Below are 18,519 nucleotides of genomic sequence, written 5' to 3'. Positions count from 1 at the left end.
TTACCTGCGAATAGGATTTTCTGGAGTATCAAGGGGCTTATCAAGCGGCACATTCATTAAGCGCAATGATTCTTGCATAATGCGTGCAAAAACAGGGGCCGCAACCAAACCACCGTAATAACGGCCTTGTGGGTTTTCAACAACTACAATTACCGCTAAACGAGGATCACTAATCGGAGCTACACCTGCAAATAAAGCACGGTATTCATTATTTGAATAACCTTTACGGTCTGCACGAAGTTTATGAGCTGTACCTGTTTTACCACCAACGCGATAACCCGGAATATTAGCTTGCTTTGCAGTACCGCCTGGCATCGTCACCTGTTCTAGCATAAGCAAAACCTGATCAGCAATTTTTGGAGCAAGAACTTGCTCACCTTTAGGTGCTTGATCGAGCTTATGCAAGCTTAGAGGCATTTTTACCCCATGGTTTGCAAGCATTGCATAGCCTTGCGCCAACTGAAGAATAGTTGCATTTAGACCATAACCATAAGCCATGGTACCAATTTGGGAAGAGTTTAATTTGCTTACAGGAAGTACTAAACCAGAGCTTTCACCGGGGAACTTCACAGCAGAACGTTTACCAAAGCCAGCACGGTTAAAGAAGCTTGGTAACGTTTCTTTAGGAAGTGACAACGCAATTTTTGCCGAACCCACGTTTGATGACTTAATAATTACGCCACTGACAGTCAAAGCACCATAATTATGCGTATCACGAATGGTATGCCAGCCTAAACGCATTGAACCTGGTGAAGTGTTGACAATCGTATTTGGGGTATATTGTCCAGTTTCGAGCGCAGCAGAAACTGTAAAAGGCTTCATGGTAGAACCCGGCTCGAACATATCAATCGCACCGCGGTTACGCATGGCATCTTTATTAGATAAACCGTTTTTATCATTCGGGTTATAAGATGGCCAACTGGTCATAGCCAGAATTTCGCCTGTTTTAACATCTACAGCAATTGCTGTCGCCGAACGGGCGTTATTTGCGACACCAGCAGCAGTCAACTCACGGTACATAATGTATTGCAAACGAGAGTCGATACTTAAAGTGATGTTTTCGCCTGGCTCACCTTCACGAATAACCTCTGAAACTTTTAAGCGGTTACCACGTTTATCACGAATAATTTTTTGTTCGCCATCTACCCCAGACAGTTGTTTATTCAACTGCATTTCCAAGCCTTCAATCCCTTGGCCTTCACTATTGGTTAAACCAATAATCTGAGCATTTGGCTGCGGTTGAGGATAATAACGTTTATATGTTTTCTCAGCATAAACGCCTTGGAAGTTACCCTTTGTAATGAGATCTGCCTGCTGTGGCGGCACTTCTTTTTTCAAAACCAAATAACGAGAACGTGGACGCGCATTCATCTGTTTTTTTAGATCTGCACGATCTAAACCAACCACATCCGCTAACTCATCAAGGTTTAGGTTTTTATCTGGTAATTGTCGTTTTAACTTACGATTATTTGGATCTTTTTTTAATTCCGCTGTAATTTCGTCATATAAATGCTTGGTATCAAAGTAATCACGTGGATCAATGACAATTTTCATAATAGGCGTACTAATGGCCAAAGGCACACCATGACGGTCGCTAATAACCCCACGCATTGCCTCAATACGTTCCGTACGCAAAATATTGGCATTGGCCTTGTTTTGTAAAAAGTCTTTATTAATCACTTGCACATAAAATGCACGTGCAATTAATACAACAAAACAGAGCAGTACTGTTGCCCATAGCAGATAAAACCGCCACATATCGAAGGCAAGAGTTGGTTTTTCCGAAATAGACTGCTGTTTTTTCCGTGTTTGCTTTGTTCGCTTATCTACCATACAGCAAGGCCTTACTTATTTTGCTCTGAGGTCATCGGTAAAGAAATTACCACCGTTTCTGCAGCAGGTGGCGAAAACATGCGTAGTTGAGTTACAGCACGCGTACCAATCTGTGCTGTTGCACCGAAGGTTTGTTGCTCAATAAGCAAACGCCCCCATTCAGCATTGAGATCATCACGTTCACGCATATAAGAGCTAAGCTCTCTATAATCATGACGATATTCAAATACTTGAAAAACCACCATCATGGCACTGATAAAAACAAGCGCCACTAATACGGTGTATGCCACAACTTTTTTCACCACTTTATTTTCAGTGGTTTCAATTTCATCACTGCTTTTCATTACGCGCCTTTTTGTTCCAAGCGTTCAGCAACCCGAAGCCATGCACTACGTGAACGTGGGTTCGCTTTTACTTCTTCTTCACTCGCACGAACCCGTGAAATTTTCTTTAACCTTCTTGTATCTACCTGTTGCTGAGGCATTCCCCAGCTAATATCTTCTGCCAAAGTCGATTCTTTTTGAATAAATTGTTTGATTAAACGATCTTCAAGAGAATGAAAGCTAATCACAGACAAACGCCCTTTTGGTTTTAGTAAGTCTACAGCTTGTGGTAAAAATACTTCAATATCATCTAGTTCTTTATTAATAGCAATACGAATTGCCTGAAATGTACGTGTTGCTGGATGCTTATGTTTTTCCCACTTTGGATGAGCTGTTTTAACAAGTTCTGCCAATTGGGCTGTTGTATCTAGTTTTCCAGCTTGTTTAATCGCTTTTGCAATACGTCGACTATAACGTTCTTCGCCATATTGATAAATAATATTTGCTAATTGTTCTTCTTCAATTTCAAGTAACCACTCAGCTGCGGTTAATCCCTTAGAATTATCCATTCGCATGTCTAGAGGACCATCCTGCATAAAACTGAAACCACGCTCAGCTTGGTCGAGTTGAGGAGATGACACTCCTAAGTCAGCCATAATGCCATCAACACTCATCACACCAATTTCCTGCATTTTTTCTTTAATATCAGCAAAACTGGCATGAATAATGGTAAATCTCGGGTCTTCTTGCGCCAAAGCAGCTGCAACTTCCAAAGCTTGAGGGTCTTTATCAAATGCATATACTCGTGCATTTTCATCAAGTTTCGAGAGCAATAAACGTGTATGCCCACCTCGTCCGAAGGTTGCATCGATATACACCCCTGTTGTGCGATCTGCCAATAAGCTCTCAACGGTCTCAAAAAGTAAGACAGAAATATGCGACATAGGTGTTAAATCATTGCGTAAAAATGTAACTGCACATTATCACCTTGTTTATGACCAACGCCAAACGGCTTTTTGTAGGAAAATATTAATTTTTCATAGATAAAACCGTTTTGTTAGCATTTTTTAAGCAAAAAAAGAAAGCAAGCTTACTTTTTTAAGTTTGCTTGCTTTCTTTATGAATATTTAACTTCTAAGTTTTCTTTTTGGACTATTGTTTTTAGATCATTTTATTTACTGCTTGCCGTCATAAATTTGATCAAAAATAGCACCGTTTGCAAAGTGAGTTTTCTGAGCTTTAGCCCAACCACCGAACACATCATTAATGGTAAATAATTTAATTTTTGGAAATTGCGCTGCATATTTCGCAGCCACTTGAGCATTACGCGGTCGGAAATAATGTTTAGCAGCCAATTCTTGGCCTAAAGGTGAATATAAAAAGTTCAGATAACCTTTTGCCAAGGTTCGGTTTCCATCTTTATCTACTGTTTTATCTACAATCGCGACAGATGGTTCAGCCAAAATTGAAATTGATGGATAAACAATTTGATATTTATCCTTATCAGGTCCTTTCGTCGCCAACAAAGCTTCATTTTCCCAAGACAACAAAACATCACCAATGCCACGTTCGGCAAATGTCGTAAGTGAACCACGGGCTCCCGAATCTAGAACTTTCACATTGTGATAAAGCTTTTTCACCAACTCTCGAGCCTTAGCATCATTTCCACCTGGCTGTTTTAAAGCATATCCCCACGCAGAGAGATAAATCCAACGCGGTGCACCACCTGTTTTAGGGTTAGGGGTGATAATTTCCACACCTGGTTTTGTTAAATCATTCCAGTCGCGTATATTTTTTGGGTTACCTTTTCGTACTAGAAACACGACAGTCGAAGTATACGGGGCAGAATTATTTGGAAATTCTTTTTGCCAGTTCGGCTGAATAAACCCAGCTTTCACAATCTCATCAATATCATTCGCTAATGCTAACGTTACTACATCAGCTTCAAGTCCTGTGGCTACCGCGCGGGCTTGTTTGCCAGATCCACCATGTGACTGTTTGAATTCAACGTCTTGCCCTGTTCGCTGTTTCCAAAATTTACCAAATGTTTGGTTATATTCTTGATAGAACTCTCGAGTCGGATCATAAGAAACATTTAAAAAAGAGGTCGCTGCTTGAGCCGCTGTTGTCGCTATTCCCACATATAAAGCGACAGCTATTATTGATATTTTTTTCATTTATAAAATCCATCATTCGTTTTAGTTTAACTATATTTTCAATTTTATTTTTTACAATCAATTACTTATATTTATATCTTTTTTATTAATCTTTTTTAGATATATAGCTTAGAATGTCTAAGTTATTTCATTTTTGAAAAATTTTGTAATTATTCTTACAACTTATTTAGGACCTTCACTTTATCTACACATTAATTTGTTAAATAATGAAGCGTAAAGGATACATATGGTCTACATTTGAGTCGACCAGCTTAAAATATAGGTAAATTTTGTAAAAAGTGTGACACAGTTCCACTTTTTTATTAATATTTATGTTTAAATCGTAGCATTACCGTAATTTTACATTTTGTTAAACTCAAAAAATAGATGAAATGTAATGAACAGAGGGGATGATTAACAATGAAAATTCATTATGGAAAAGCTTTAAGCTTAAGTTTGGTGCTGAGTTTGGCATCACAGTTTTCTGCAGCAGCAGTACTTAAAGATACTCCAAGCAAAACTGGTTCAGAGAAACAGACTTCGCTTATTGAAAAAGCTTTAGATCAGCAGAAACGTAACCCTATTGTGTTACCTTCTACAAATGATGAGCTTAAAGTTCTAAATACGATTCGCGTTACACCAACTCAAAATTTTCTTGCTGCACAACACGAACGTTTTTCACGTTTTGTTCAGGCAATCTTTCAGCCCCATGCTTCTTAAAATCTGAAACACCCCCTCTTCGTTTCAGTTTTAGCCCAGCCTGACGTTAAATAAAACGTCAGAATACTGGGCTTTTTCGTTATAATAGTTTCAATTTTTATTCTGACCCATTATCTATGAAAGTTCGTACTCGTATTGCACCTTCCCCTACCGGTTTTCCTCATGTTGGCACAGCCTACATTGCTTTATTTAACATGTGTTTTGCGAAACAACATGGCGGAGAATTTATTTTAAGGATTGAAGATACAGACCAACTTCGTTCTACACCAGAGTCTGAAAAAATGATTTTGGATTCATTACGTTGGTTAGGTTTGAATTGGTCTGAAGGTCCAGATGTAGGTGGCCCACATGCACCATATCGCCAATCTGAACGTATGGGAATTTATAAGCAATACGCATTAGAACTTGTTGAAAAAGGTCATGCTTTTTACTGTTTCGCAACCGCAGAAGAACTTGACCAAATGCGTGCTGAACAACAAGCACGTGGCGAGACACCAAAATATGACGGCCGCGGTTTAAAACTTTCTCAAGAAGAAGTGACTCGACGTCTTGAAGCGGGTGAACCTCATGTCATTCGTATGAAAGTGCCTGAAGAAGGTGTTTGTAAATTTAACGACTTGCTACGTGGAGAAGTTGAAATTCCTTGGGCTCAAGTCGATATGCAAGTCCTTCTTAAAACAGATGGTTTACCAACTTACCATTTAGCTAACGTTGTTGATGACCATTTAATGGAAATCACTCATGTATTGCGTGGTGAAGAATGGCTTCCTTCTGCACCAAAGCATCAGTTGCTTTACCAATATTTTGGTTGGGAAATGCCAACTCTTTGCCACATGCCACTGTTACGTAACCCAGATAAATCAAAACTATCTAAACGTAAAAATCCGACATCAATTAACTACTACCGCGATATCGGTGTATTACCAGAAGCCTTACTCAACTATTTAGGCCGTATGGGTTGGTCAATGCCAGATGAAAGAGAAGTTTTCACATTACAAGACATGATGGATAACTTTGACATTCAACGTGTATCACTAGGCGGACCAATTTTTGACGTTGAAAAATTGAACTGGTTAAATGGTCAATGGATCAAAGGTTTAACACCTGGCCAATTATTAGACCGTTTATTAACATGGAAGAGTGATCGCAACACTTTAGAAGACATTGCTGCCGCTATTCAACCACGTATTAATTTACTTTCAGAAGCTGTGAATTGGGCTGGTTTCTATTTTAACCATATGCCACAAATTACTGCTGAAATGTTTGAAAGTAAAAAATTGACTCAAGAGCAAGTTCGTCAAAGTTTACAATTTGCAATTTGGCGTCTTGAAGGTCAGTTTACTTGGAATAATGACACCGTTAGCCAAACCCTAATGGATCTTGCGAATCAGATGGGCATTAAACTACGTGATTTCATGCCAGCGTTCTTTATCGCAATTGCCGGTTCAACGAGTTCAACACCAGTGATGCAATCAATGGTTACGCTTGGGCCTGATTTAACTTTCGCTCGCTTACGTCATGCCTTAGAAATTGTGGGCGGACCGAGCAAGAAAGAAGTTAAAAATTGGGAAAAACTCAATGAGAGCTTAAAATTGCCGAAAAATGACGCAACTAGCGAAGTTTAATTCATTTTTTTGTTGACGTGTGAGCGCATTCACCCTAAGATTGCGCTCACACAAACTGGGGTCATAGCTCAGTTGGTAGAGCGCTACAATGGCATTGTAGAGGTCAGCGGTTCGATCCCGCTTGACTCCACCACGCTCCTTTGTGTTTGCCTCATCAAGTCCCTATCGTCTAGAGGCCTAGGACATCGCCCTTTCACGGCGGTAACCGGGGTTCGAATCCCCGTAGGGACGCCATATTCTGCTTTAAAAATTATAAAAAGACTCTATCGTCACCTTACTGTTTATTCTTTATCTCTTTCTAGATTGCACATTTGTCTATTTTATCTAAAATAGCGTCTTTCTTAATTCTCTCAATGTGTAATATGCAGCCATCTGACAATCAACTAGATGCTCATCAGCATCAGAACAGTACTGCACCTTTAAAAAGAGCCATGAGTACGCGCCATCTTGTGATGCTATCACTGGGCGGAGCGATCGGAACTGGTCTATTTTTAGGTTCAGGGGAAGTCATTTCACAAACTGGAGCTATTGGCGCAATTATTGCCTATATTCTTGGTGGCGCGATCGCTTACATGGTCATGCTCTGCCTAGGAGAACTCGCTGTACACATGCCTGTTTCAGGTTCTTTTGGTGCCTATGCCAAAAAATATATCAGTCCAAGTACTGGCTATATGATTTCTTGGATGTACTGGCTCACCTGGACTGCAACGCTTGGAACCGAATTCACTGCCGCAGCCCTACTCATGCAAGAATGGTTCCCGCAGATTTCGATGTGGATTTGGACAATTATTTTTGCAGTTACTATTTTTGGCTTAAATATTAGTTCAACTCGTATTTTTGCTGAATCTGAGTTTTGGCTGGCTCTTGTTAAAGTCGTTACCGTGATTGCCTTTATTGTGCTCGGCCTATTAGCAATTTTTGGTTTAATTCCATTCCATGGTGCCCAGACTGCTCCACTATTTAGCAATCTTACGGCTCAAGGCTGGTTCCCTCATGGTTTAATTCCTATTTTTACGACCATGTTAATTGTTAACTTTGCTTTCTCAGGAACCGAATTAATTGGTGTAGCAGCTGGCGAAACAAAAGATCCGGCTCAAAATGTACCAAAAGCGATTAATGCCGCGATCTGGCGCCTCCTTATTTTCTTTGTGGGTACCATCATTGTTATTAGCGCTTTACTTCCTTTCCAACTTGCGGGTTTAGGCGGTGACGGTGTAAGTAGCAGTCCTTTTGTGACGGTATTTAATTATATTGGCATTCCATATGCGGATGACATTATTAGGTTTGTAATCATCACAGCTCTGCTTTCAGCAGCCAATTCTGGCCTATATGCAGCTTCACGTATGATGTGGTCTCTGTCAGAACAAAAATTACTACCTAGTGTGTTTGCGACTTTATCAAAAAGTGGAACGCCAATCGTAGCTCTAGTTGTAACTATGTTCGGTGCAATTCCAGGTTTATTATCAGAGCAATTTGCACCTGAGACTATTTTTAAGAATCTGCTGGGTGTAGCTGCTTTTACCATGGTCATCGTATGGATGAGCATTTGTTTAAGTCAGTTCAATTTCCGCCGCCAATGGTATAGATCAGGTCATACAGTTAAAGACTTACAATATGCTGCGCCTTTATTCCCTATTGTGCCAATTTTAGGTTTTGTTTTCTGTTTCATTACTTGCTTGAGTATGGCAGCAGACCCTGAAATGCGCGCTGGTTTTGTAGGCTGTCTTATTTTTACAGCTTTATGTTATGTCAGTTATTTTATTTTTTATCGTAATAAAGACTAAACCCGTCGTTATTCAATTAAAGTGTAGCAAAAAGCTACACTTTTTTTTGCCTATATACTGGTTTTAAACAACATACCGTTGTAGATTAAAATTTATATTAAAAACAAAATCTTGTATAGAATGAAAATTATATTTATCCACGGGATGAATCAACAAAACTACACAGCACATCGCTTGAAAGAGCATTGGTTAAAAGTATTCAAGCTCGGCCTGAAACAAATGCCTTGCAAAGTTAATGTCCGCGATCTTCATATTCACATGCCATTTTATGGCGACTTAATGACCAAATACCAATTAAGTAACCAATTAGACCTTAACACGTTATTACCTAAATCATTTTTTAATAATTATTTCCCTATTAACGTACACCCAAGTAATCCTCCTACTAGAGAGCACACTCCATTTGTTCCGTTGTTACGTCCCTCAACCGATCAAACTGATAAAAGCTTCTCAGAACGGCTTTATCTCACTTCTCAATTAGTTAAAGATCGTGTACTGAAAGAACTAGTTGTTTTATTAAATAACTTTCCTAAACTGCATGAAAGTTTGATTCAACAATTCCTCATCGAAACCTATATGTATCTATCTAATCCAGAGTTTATGGAGGAAGTACATCAAAGAATTTTAAAGAAAATGCGAGAAGAAGAAGATTATGTTGTGGTTGGACACTCTCTCGGTTCAGTTATTGCTTTTCAATTATTATCAGATCCATCTTATCAATTCTCAGTTAAGCGTTTTATCACCCTAGCTTCCCCTTTATCTTTTCGCGTGATTCAAAGTAAGCTCCCGAGTCCAATTTCTAGACCGCCATGTATTTACGGTGATTGGTTTAATTTTTACTCTCAGGATGATTTTTTGACCGCATTTCCATTGTGCGAGGCCCCATTTAATTTTGATCCTGCCATTATTAATCAGAAAATTTATACCTTTGCCAACCAGCCGCATGAGATTTTAGGATATTTACAACATCCGTCGGTTATAAAGGCAATTATTGAACCTTTTCAGAAAAATGAAGGCTAAATGTATATATTTTCTACAATTTGAGTTATTTTTAATCGCTTGACTGTTTTTTTTAATATTTCTTCAGAAAACTATTTGACACTTTTATTAAATCGACCTAATATACGCCCACCTCTGAAACGTCCCTATCGTCTAGAGGCCTAGGACATCGCCCTTTCACGGCGGTAACCGGGGTTCGAATCCCCGTAGGGACGCCAATATTTTTTCAGATGTATGCCTCATATAAGTCCCTATCGTCTAGAGGCCTAGGACATCGCCCTTTCACGGCGGTAACCGGGGTTCGAATCCCCGTAGGGACGCCAATATTTTTTCAGATGTATGCCTCATATAAGTCCCTATCGTCTAGAGGCCTAGGACATCGCCCTTTCACGGCGGTAACCGGGGTTCGAATCCCCGTAGGGACGCCAATATTTTTTCAGATGTATGCCTCATATAAGTCCCTATCGTCTAGAGGCCTAGGACATCGCCCTTTCACGGCGGTAACCGGGGTTCGAATCCCCGTAGGGACGCCAAATTCTAAAAAGCCACTGCATAACGTCAGTGGCTTTTTTCTTGCCTAAAAAAATAAAAAGCCAATCAATGATTAGCTTTTCATATGCTCTATCAACCCGCAATTCCTACTTGTACTTCAAGGCGACCTGACTGCACTCGCAGTCCTCTAATTTCAAACTGATCTACGAGCTGCTGCACAAGCTCGCGACTTTCTCTCAAAATATTCAAGCCTGGTAAAATACTAAAATCAGTCAAACTTAAAAGCTTTTCAACCATCCATGAACGGTTGTTAATAAAGTCAATAAATCCTGCTTGCTCTAGGTCAATAAACCACATGCGGTGGCCATCGCGTTGGATTCCGGGAATATCGCCAATCAAATGATTAATGAGTGATGGAATAGGCAACATATTTACCACTTCAAAACCAACTCGACCAATACGGCGCACAGCCCAATTTGACAAGGTGCCGCCATGTCGAATCTGAACATCAAGACTTTCATCCATTTGTCGCAAGCGTAAGAATTTTTCCTGCCCAATACGACATTCCAACACTTTAAAATCTAAACTCAAACGATACATGAAACGATGATAATGCCCATCGATCTCGACTTGGAAACTGTCATTGCCGCACTTAATTTTAATATCATCAATTTCTGAGCGATCAATGCGCTTACGAATTTGATTATTTAATAACATTTCGGGTAAGTACAACGTTAAGGTACTTTTGCCCAAAAAAGTTCGCGCCATAATCAACGCGACTTGGCGTGCTGTTTCACTGGTTTCAGACACCATATCTCTTACCGTGCCTGCTGCCAGATTTGTCATTCCGACAACTCCACGTCGTGTATGAGTAGTTACTTGATCGAGCGCGTCCAAAGCAGCATCAGCAACCTCTGCAATATTACGTGTCGTGTCGCTAGCAAACCCAACTGCATCTTGGGCATGTTGCAATGTCTTATGCAGTAATCGACGAGATAATGACGGTTTAGCGGTATCTGGGGTAGCTAAAACCGATGCTGTCGTTGTAGGCTGCGACTTATTGTCATCTTGTTGACCCAAGTCCCTCTCTCCTTTTTATATTTATCCCACATCCTATTCGAGTATTTAAGCTCACTTATTGTGCTAATCACACTTCATTTTTCTGTAGATTAGCATGCTCTACAATATTATTTTAATTTTTATGTGTACGGATAAATCATCTGTTTTTTTATATTTCTTTGTTTATTCATAAGTAATTTTTCTGCTAACTCAACGCATTTCATCGATATCTTACAAATTTTTTTCTTTCTGCACATTTCCGTTAGAATAGATTCAAACTAAATGTGGAGTTCTCATGCAATATCGTTGCCCTAAATGTCAAAGTGTTAAAATTATGCCTGTGAGCCAAGGCGTGAACAGCGCAAAACCTGTCGTTCCTAAAAGTCTGGTTATCTTGATTCCTGCAATTTTTGTGCTTTTACTGTTAGTAGTCATTAGCATCTTTATGTGGATTTTTGGCAATGGTGCAGGTAGTTCTCTTCAAATCGCAACAGTAGTTGCATTTGTGGTTACTGTAGGGGCAGGTTTTATGTTCTGGCGTGATTTACCTGATTTTAAACTGTCTATGCAAGCATTTATGCAGTCACAAAAACACTGGAAATGCCGTGACTGCAATAACGAATGGGAAATTTAAAAAAACTGTTCACATCAGCTTAATGCTGATGTGAATGTGCATTGTCTGCATCATCATGTTTGTGCGAAGCATGCTGAGCAATATGCTGACAATTGATCTCGGCATCGTCCTCAATTTGTAATGTCACTTCACCAATACCATGTTCATGAGAAAGCATTTCAACAGCATCTTGATAGAGCTTGGTACGATCAGCTTCAGGCGCAAATAAGTGCACGGTTAAATGGATATTTTTAGAAGTAATCGCCCACACTTTGAGTTGGTGAATACTCTCAACACCATTTAAAGAAAGTAAATCTGCACGTAGCTTCTCAATATCAACCTCTTCGGGTACACCTTCGAGCAAAATGTTAATACTTTGCTTAAGTAAAACCCATGTTCTTGGCAGCACCCAAAATCCAATCAGTACCGCAATAAGCGTGTCAATCCAGTACCAATTAGTGAAGTAAATAATAATTGCACCAATAATAACGCCTACCGAACCTAGTGCATCACTCAATACTTCTAGATAAGCACCTTTCACATTTAGGCTGTTATTGGCACTCGACATCAGGATTTTCATTGAGATGAGGTTAATTACCAAACCAATAGTCGCTACAACCAGCATACCCACACTTTGAATTTCGGGTGGCTTAGAGAAACGGATATAGGCTTCATATAAAATATAAATTGCCACCACGAACAGCATGAGTGCATTAAATAAAGCGGCCAGAATTTCAAAGCGTTGATAACCAAAAGTACGCTTATTATCAGCGGGACGTTTTGAAATCTGAATTGCGACCAGAGCAATTGCCAAAGCAGCTGCATCTGTAAACATATGCGCAGCGTCAGAGAGCAACGCCAGACTTTGTGTGATTAAACCTGCAATAACCTCAACAATTAAAAATGTCGTAGTAAGCGCCAAGGCAATCGTTAATTTCTTGGCATTACCTTCAGTCACTACAGCATGACTATGGTCATGACCATGTTGTCCACCCATTTTGCGGACTCCTTATTATTTATCTTTATGGTGAGGTAAAAGTAACCATGAATTCATGTTTACCTTTACCTGTTTCAAATACTTTTCTGACTCAAACTTTTTCATCAAAAAAGATATCTCAAATCGATGACATTATGAATGCTCAACTTTATTCGTCTTGCTTTCATTCATCCATCGATAAATGACTGGTAATAAAACCAGCGTTAGTATCGTAGATGAAATAATGCCACCGATTACTACCGTTGCCAAAGGTCGTTGTACCTCTGCACCAGTTCCAGTTGCCAAAGCCATTGGAATAAAACCAAGTGAAGCAACAAATGCCGTCATTAATACAGGGCGTAGTCGCAGTACAGCACCTTTCCAAGTTGCAGCATGAACATCTAGGGTTGCTCTTAGCTCTTTAATGAATGTGAGCATGACCAAACCATTCAATACCGCAACACCTGATAAAGCGATAAACCCGACTCCAGCAGACATAGAAAGCGGAATATCTCTCAGCCACAAAGCCACTAATCCGCCAGACAAAGCGAAAGGAACCCCGCTAAATACCAGTAAGCTATCTTTAAAATTACTGAATACAGCCATCAGCAACACAAAGATCATGATGAGCGCCATCGGTACAACGATTTGCATTCTTGCAGTGGCAGAAGCCAGGTTCTCAAATTGCCCTCCATAACCTAACCAATAACCGCTAGGTAGCTTTTGCTCCGCCAGTTTGCTTTGCATCTCTTGTACAAAAGACCCAAGGTCACGATCACGCACATTTGCCGTCACAATCACTCGGCGCTTACCATTTTCACGGCTCACTTGAGCAAGGCCCAGAATATTCTCAACCTTGGCAACGTCTTGTAACTGGATCAGACCGCCGTTTGGTAAGCGAATCGGTAATTGTGCTAGCTGCTGAGGCGTACGCATGTTTTCCTGTAAGCGAATCACGAAATCGAAACGTCTATCGCCCTGTAAAATTTGCCCTACACTCTGTCCTCCAATACTAGCAGCGACAATATCCTGAATAGACTTGACTGATAATCCATATTGCGCAGCCAGAGCATGATCAACATCTACATTAAGTAATGGCAAACCATCAGTCTGTTCAACTTTGACTTCACTGGCACCTGGAATACTACGTAACTGTTGGGCTATTTTTTCCGCTTCCTGATTGAGGATTTGCATATCATCCCCAAAAACTTTCACCCCGATATCACTACGGACGCCTGAAATGAGTTCATTAAAACGTAGTTCAATCGGTTGCGAGAATTCACTGTTATTACCAGGAATCTGATTCACGAATTGCAGCATTCTGGTACGCAATTCATCTATCGTTTCTTTAGGGTTTGGCCATTGATCATGTGGTTTTAATAGAACAATACCATCGGAAATATTTGGAGGCATGACATCGGTAGCAACCTCGGCTGTTCCTGTTCTTGCAAAAATGGCTTTAATTTCAGGGAAAGCTTTGAGTAACTGCTTTTCTACATTCTCTTGAATCTTAAGCGACTCTTCTATGCCTGTGCTCGGTGCACGCATGAGTTGTAGTGCAAAATCACCCTCACTGAGTTGAGGTGCGAATTCACTGCCCACTCTTGTTGCAATAGCACTTGTCAAAATTAAGATGCTGACCGCTGCTGTGACAACAACATATCGAAAGGCATATGCTTTATCGAGTAAGCCTGCATAACCTTTTTTCAGCGTCATCATCCAGCGGCTTTCTTTTTCCTTCACTTCACCCGTAACAAACAGAGCTACTGCTGCCGGAACAAAGGTCACAGATAAAATAATTGCTCCCAATAATGCTAGGACAACGGTCATTGCCATAGGATGAAACATCTTTGCTTCAACGCCTGCTAAAGCAAAAATTGGTAGGTACACGACCATAATGATGATCTGACCAAATATTAATGGTCGGCGTGCTTGTTTAGCCGCTAGAAAGACCTCAGTGAAACGTTCGGAACGTGTTAATAAGCGACCTTTTAAATGCTGCGCTTCAGCTAAACGCCGAATACAGTTTTCAACAATAACAACGGCCCCATCAACAATGATCCCGAAGTCCAAAGCGCCCAGACTCATCAGGTTGGCACTGATTTTTTGTTCCGCCATACCTGTTAAGGTAAAAAGCATTGCCAATGGGATAATACAAGCAGTGATTAAAGCGGCGCGAAAGTTTCCTAAAAAAATAAAAAGGATAACGATGACTAAAATCGCCCCTTCAATCAAATTTTTAGCTACTGTTTTAATCGCTTTATCTACGAGGCTACTACGATCATAGACTGTTTCAATCACCACGCCCTGAGGGAGCGATCTTTGAATTTCCTCAACTTTGTCGTCAATGGCCTTGGCAATGGTTTTACTGTTTTCACCCATCATCATCATGGCGATACCTAAAACAGTTTCCTGTCCATTATAGGTAGCACCCCCCGTACGCAAGTCATGACCAATCGATACTGATGCAACATCTGCAACCCGTATAGGTAAACCGTTTTTAGTGGCAACCGTAACGTTCTGGATATCTTGTATTGACGTCAGCATACCGGGAACACGAACTGTGAGTTGCTGGCCATTTTCTTCAATAAATCCAGCACCACGGTTTTCATTATTATTTTGAAGCGCATCCTGTAAATCAGTGAGTGGAATTTGCAACTGTTGTAACCGTGTCAGATCTGGAGAGACCACATAGGTTTTGTTATATCCACCAATGCTATTAACCTCGGCTACCCCTTGTACACGTTGTAACTGAGGCCGAATAATCCAGTCTTGAATTTCACGCAGGTCCATCGCGCTATAGGCTGAACCATCTGCTTTTTTAGCATTGGGCTCTGCTTTTACCACCCATTGATAAATCTCACCGAGTCCAGTCGAAATTGGAGACATTTGCGGTTCAATGTCATCCGGTAAAGCACTCTTAGCTTCTTGTAAACGCTGGTTAATCAGCTGTCTTGCCCAGTAAATGTCAGTACCATCTTTAAAGATAATCGTGACCTGAGAAAGACCATATCTGGAAATTGAACGAGTCTGTTCCAGATTTGGAATACCGGACATGGCATTTTCAATCGGATAAGTAATCCTTTGCTCAACTTCTGGTGCTGTAAAACCATTAGCCTGACTATTGATTTGTACCTGTACATTGGTGATATCAGGCACGGCATCAATTGAAAGTTTTTGGTAGCTATAAATTCCGACACCAATCCAAGCAATGACAAACATCATGACCCAAATGGCGTTGTTAATTGAAAACTGAATGATTCGATCAAACAAACCTTCAGCCTTTGGCAAATCAGGTTTATTAATGTCCATGCTCGGCCTCCCCTTTTTCAAGTTCGGACTTGAGCAAGAAACTACCTTGAGTCACATATTGCTGCTTTTCAGTAATTCCGGATTTAACTTCGACCCATTGCGCATCTGAAGAATAATTGCCTAACTCTACCGCAACAGGAGCAAAATGAATTTTGTCCTTCTCCTGTTTTGCAATAAAGACGACATTCTTTCCATCAATCTGTTGTATCGCTGTCTTATTAACTCGTAATACAGTCGCTGCATTATTTTGTTTCAGTAACACATTGACCATTAAGTTAGGACGCAATTCTTTTGAAGGTGTCAGTACCTTGGCACGAACCTGTAAACGACCAGTTTGAGTATCTGCTTCTGAAGTTAGGCTTTGCACCTGCGCTTTGAAAATATTGTTCGTTTGCAATGATTTAAATTCAATTTCCTGATTAGGCTGAATATTGGTATTTGCACTTGGTAGCACAAATTCGACCCATAACTGATCCAGGCGATCAATAACAAATAATTGTTTTTCAGGGCCAATTTGCTCCCCAATGACAATATCTTTATTACTGATTACACCACTTAAAGGTGCAGTTAAAACATATCGGCCTTTACTTGAGCGATTCGCCCCCAAAGCAGATAAACGGCTATTTGCAGCCTGCACTTGAATCTGCGCCTGACGATAAGCATTGTAAGCGCGCTGGTAATCTTGTCGTGCTGAAACCCCTTGTTCCCACAATTGTTTTTCACGTTGATAATCTTGCTGCGCTAATGTCAGTGCTTCTTGTGCCATGCTTAAGTTAGCTTGTTGATCGACCAAATCCGGTACAAATAAAGTCGCAAGTGCCTGACCCTTTTCAACTTGTTGTCCCAGTGCGACATTTACGCTGTCTACTCGTGCAGAAAACGTAGAAGAGACATGTGCTTGCTGGTCTGTATTTACAACGAGTTTGGCAGGATAAGAGAGGCTCTGTTCAACTTCTCCACGCCCTACTTGCTCTAACTTCACGCCATATTCAACCAGTTGCTTAGAAGTTAAGTTTAAACTGCCTTCCTCTTTTTCAGATTCTTCATGACCAGCTTCACCCTCTGCATGCTCTTCTTCACCTTCATCAGTATTAGGCTGTTTTTTTCCAGAGAAAAATAACCAAGCACTTAAAGCAAGGCAGACAATCAGCAGCAAAATAGCAATAAGCCGTTGGTTTTTCATTTTTTTAACTGACATTACTCTGCCCCTCCAACTGTCGGCAAGTTATAGGTGTCTTGCCATAAATTTTGATTAATTTGATTTAATGCATCTCCAGACATCACCACATTTGGATCGATCCCGAGAGCTAAACTTTCTGCCTCAATTGCTTTTTGCCAAGCAGATTTAAGGAGTTGAACTTTCTTCAAACGTTGTTCTTGTAATTGAAGGGTAGATTGCTGAACATCAGTAATTGCAAATTTACCGACTTTAAAGCCAAGCAACATTTTCTCTTGTACCGTCTCTGATAAAGGGATTTGCTGCTCATTCATTAAATTATATTGCTGCTTTAAACCCACTAACTCGTACTGTAGAGTACGAATAGAATTCTCGCTTTGCTTTTTATAAAAGCTTTGCTGCTGGTCAATTAAATCAAGTTTGCTTTGAGCAACTTTTAGGGTATATTGCTGGCGATTAAAAATGTTTAAAGGAACTGCTATACCGACTCGAATCTGATTTTCGGTACTGCTCGTTTCTGCGGTTTTACTACGAACCACACCCATATTTACAGTAGGCGTAGGACGATTTTTTGCCTTTAAATAATTAATTTCAGAATTTTGTTGTATTGCTTGAAGCCGCAGGGACTGCTCTAACAAATTTTGTTTTAGATATTGATCGATATCACCTTCATTTTTTAAAGGCCACACACTTTTTATATCTGGACGTAACGTGAAGTTATCTTCTGTCTCACCCCATAAGTTAGCCAATTTTCTTTTAGCACTACTCAGTGATAATTCAATTTCCTGATATAAACGCTGATTTTCAACATGCGTCATGAGAGTTCGATCTAAATCAACCTGAGCAATACTGCCTGCCTGAAAGCGTAAGCGGGTAGCATCTAAAAGGTTCTTACTCGTTCTTAACTGGGCTTTAGCAACTTCATGTTCAAGCTCTAAAATAGATACTTGTGACCATAAATATTTTACCGCCAGCTTCAGTTGAGCCTCATATAAGACCTGATTTAACTCAACTTGATTTTGCTGAACACTTGCTAGTTTTTTTGCTGCGGAACGTACACCAAAAATATCTAGTTTTTGCGAGATCCCAAGTTCTAATTCCTGATCTTTTCCAGATTTAAAACCCGTTTGCTGTACAGAAACCGTCGGATTTTCCCATAGCTGACTCTGTTTGATATTGCTCTCGGCGATATCTTGTTGAGTTTGCCAAATTCCTGTTTGAGTCTGAAACTGCTTAACCTGATCGAGCACCTGTTCAAACGTTAAAACATTCTGTACTTGCTGCGGTTGAGTATTCTGCGTGAGGTTCTGATTTGCACTAGCAGCAGTTGTTACAACGCTAGTTGAAAGCGCAACTGCAACAACTAATGATTTAAGTACCCAAGATGTGCTCAGACTAACGAAACGCTTTTCGTATAAAAAAATAGACATAAAATAACCCTATGAAATAA

General features: G+C 40.2%; 14 protein-coding genes and 6 tRNA genes. 11 read left to right on the top strand and 9 right to left on the bottom strand.

From position 1 onward, the window contains the following. The 4 genes from ftsI to J690_RS14375 form a co-directional block, all read right to left on the bottom strand. Positions 1–1,833 (bottom strand): penicillin-binding protein PBP3, encoded by a 1,833-nt coding sequence (ftsI, locus tag J690_RS14390; protein ID WP_002117016.1) that lies wholly within the window; start codon positions 1,831–1,833, stop codon positions 1–3. 11 nt (positions 1,834–1,844) lie between these two features. Next, positions 1,845–2,177, bottom strand: a complete 333-nt coding sequence (gene ftsL / locus J690_RS14385) for a cell division protein FtsL (RefSeq protein WP_002116847.1) — start codon at positions 2,175–2,177, stop codon at positions 1,845–1,847. Then, complete coding sequence (gene rsmH / locus J690_RS14380) at positions 2,177–3,100, bottom strand: 16S rRNA (cytosine(1402)-N(4))-methyltransferase RsmH (protein ID WP_032036603.1); 924 nt, start codon at positions 3,098–3,100, stop codon at positions 2,177–2,179. The genes ftsL and rsmH overlap by 1 nt, the downstream gene beginning before the upstream one ends. A gap of 231 nt (positions 3,101–3,331) precedes the next feature. Next, entirely contained in the window at positions 3,332–4,333 is a 1,002-nt protein-coding gene (locus tag J690_RS14375; protein WP_032036602.1) for a sulfate ABC transporter substrate-binding protein, read from the bottom strand. 399 nt (positions 4,334–4,732) lie between these two features. Between J690_RS14375 and J690_RS14370 the strand changes: the two genes are divergently transcribed. The 10 genes from J690_RS14370 to J690_RS14325 all read left to right on the top strand — a co-directional run bounded on the left by J690_RS14370 (position 4,733) and on the right by J690_RS14325 (position 9,973). Then, positions 4,733–5,032, top strand: a complete 300-nt coding sequence (locus tag J690_RS14370; RefSeq protein WP_002116889.1) for a hypothetical protein — start codon at positions 4,733–4,735, stop codon at positions 5,030–5,032. 116 nt (positions 5,033–5,148) lie between these two features. Beyond that, a complete protein-coding gene (gene gltX, locus J690_RS14365; protein WP_017387062.1) occupies positions 5,149–6,657 on the top strand; it encodes a glutamate--tRNA ligase in 1,509 nt (502 codons plus the stop codon). Positions 6,658–6,714: 57 nt separating this feature from the next. Next, positions 6,715–6,790, top strand: a tRNA-Ala gene (locus tag J690_RS14360). Between the two features lie 25 nt (positions 6,791–6,815). Next, positions 6,816–6,891, top strand: a tRNA-Glu gene (locus J690_RS14355). Positions 6,892–7,019: 128 nt separating this feature from the next. Beyond that, positions 7,020–8,441: an amino acid permease gene (locus J690_RS14350; protein WP_005067053.1), complete on the top strand. Its 1,422-nt coding sequence runs from the start codon at positions 7,020–7,022 to the stop codon at positions 8,439–8,441. A gap of 120 nt (positions 8,442–8,561) precedes the next feature. After that, complete coding sequence (locus J690_RS14345) at positions 8,562–9,461, top strand: PGAP1-like alpha/beta domain-containing protein (RefSeq protein ID WP_081405183.1); 900 nt, start codon at positions 8,562–8,564, stop codon at positions 9,459–9,461. A 121-nt stretch (positions 9,462–9,582) separates the two neighbouring features. After that, positions 9,583–9,658 (top strand) — tRNA-Glu (locus tag J690_RS14340). A gap of 29 nt (positions 9,659–9,687) precedes the next feature. After that, positions 9,688–9,763 (top strand) — tRNA-Glu (locus tag J690_RS14335). Positions 9,764–9,792: 29 nt separating this feature from the next. Beyond that, positions 9,793–9,868, top strand: a tRNA-Glu gene (locus J690_RS14330). Between the two features lie 29 nt (positions 9,869–9,897). Beyond that, positions 9,898–9,973: transfer RNA gene (locus tag J690_RS14325), tRNA-Glu, on the top strand. Positions 9,974–10,064: 91 nt separating this feature from the next. Here J690_RS14325 and J690_RS14320 read toward each other — a convergent pair. Next, a complete protein-coding gene (locus J690_RS14320; protein WP_002116860.1) occupies positions 10,065–11,012 on the bottom strand; it encodes a hypothetical protein in 948 nt (315 codons plus the stop codon). 274 nt (positions 11,013–11,286) lie between these two features. On the opposite strand from J690_RS14320, the gene J690_RS14315 reads away from it, so the two are divergent. Further along, positions 11,287–11,625: a hypothetical protein gene (locus J690_RS14315; RefSeq protein WP_002117013.1), complete on the top strand. Its 339-nt coding sequence runs from the start codon at positions 11,287–11,289 to the stop codon at positions 11,623–11,625. A 19-nt stretch (positions 11,626–11,644) separates the two neighbouring features. On the opposite strand, the gene J690_RS14310 is transcribed toward J690_RS14315, so the two are convergent. From J690_RS14310 to J690_RS14295, 4 genes are all read right to left on the bottom strand, one after another. Further along, on the bottom strand, positions 11,645–12,601 hold the full coding sequence (locus tag J690_RS14310; protein WP_005067046.1) for a cation diffusion facilitator family transporter: 957 nt from the start codon (positions 12,599–12,601) through the stop codon (positions 11,645–11,647). A gap of 132 nt (positions 12,602–12,733) precedes the next feature. Then, a complete protein-coding gene (locus J690_RS14305; RefSeq protein WP_032036599.1) occupies positions 12,734–15,892 on the bottom strand; it encodes an efflux RND transporter permease subunit in 3,159 nt (1,052 codons plus the stop codon). Then, positions 15,882–17,090: an efflux RND transporter periplasmic adaptor subunit gene (locus J690_RS14300; protein WP_032036598.1), complete on the bottom strand. Its 1,209-nt coding sequence runs from the start codon at positions 17,088–17,090 to the stop codon at positions 15,882–15,884. Before J690_RS14300 ends, J690_RS14305 begins: the two co-directional genes overlap by 11 nt. Then, on the bottom strand, positions 17,090–18,499 hold the full coding sequence (locus J690_RS14295) for a TolC family protein (protein ID WP_032036596.1): 1,410 nt from the start codon (positions 18,497–18,499) through the stop codon (positions 17,090–17,092). Before J690_RS14295 ends, J690_RS14300 begins: the two co-directional genes overlap by 1 nt. Positions 18,500–18,519: the final 20 nt, after the last annotated feature.

The organism is Acinetobacter sp. 742879 (assembly GCF_000588535.1).
In the GTDB taxonomy this organism is placed as follows: domain Bacteria; phylum Pseudomonadota; class Gammaproteobacteria; order Pseudomonadales; family Moraxellaceae; genus Acinetobacter; species Acinetobacter pittii.
The sequence above is the reverse complement of the archived record's forward strand: the minus strand, read 5'-3'. Positions and strand labels throughout refer to the sequence as shown.

Bases quoted from the DNA above. Each gene is read 5' to 3' on its own strand.
- ftsI (WP_002117016.1), bottom strand. From the start codon at position 1,833: ATGGTAGATAAGCGAACAAAGCAAACACGGAAAAAACAGCAGTCTATT.
- ftsL (WP_002116847.1), bottom strand. From the start codon at position 2,177: ATGAAAAGCAGTGATGAAATTGAAACCACTGAAAATAAAGTGGTGAAA.
- rsmH (WP_032036603.1), bottom strand. From the start codon at position 3,100: ATGTCGCATATTTCTGTCTTACTTTTTGAGACCGTTGAGAGCTTATTG.
- J690_RS14375 (WP_032036602.1), bottom strand. From the start codon at position 4,333: ATGAAAAAAATATCAATAATAGCTGTCGCTTTATATGTGGGAATAGCG.
- J690_RS14370 (WP_002116889.1), top strand. From the start codon at position 4,733: ATGAAAATTCATTATGGAAAAGCTTTAAGCTTAAGTTTGGTGCTGAGT.
- gltX (WP_017387062.1), top strand. From the start codon at position 5,149: ATGAAAGTTCGTACTCGTATTGCACCTTCCCCTACCGGTTTTCCTCAT.
- J690_RS14350 (WP_005067053.1), top strand. From the start codon at position 7,020: ATGCAGCCATCTGACAATCAACTAGATGCTCATCAGCATCAGAACAGT.
- J690_RS14345 (WP_081405183.1), top strand. From the start codon at position 8,562: ATGAAAATTATATTTATCCACGGGATGAATCAACAAAACTACACAGCA.
- J690_RS14315 (WP_002117013.1), top strand. From the start codon at position 11,287: ATGCAATATCGTTGCCCTAAATGTCAAAGTGTTAAAATTATGCCTGTG.
- J690_RS14310 (WP_005067046.1), bottom strand. From the start codon at position 12,601: ATGGGTGGACAACATGGTCATGACCATAGTCATGCTGTAGTGACTGAA.
- J690_RS14305 (WP_032036599.1), bottom strand. From the start codon at position 15,892: ATGGACATTAATAAACCTGATTTGCCAAAGGCTGAAGGTTTGTTTGAT.
- J690_RS14300 (WP_032036598.1), bottom strand. From the start codon at position 17,090: ATGTCAGTTAAAAAAATGAAAAACCAACGGCTTATTGCTATTTTGCTG.
- J690_RS14295 (WP_032036596.1), bottom strand. From the start codon at position 18,499: ATGTCTATTTTTTTATACGAAAAGCGTTTCGTTAGTCTGAGCACATCT.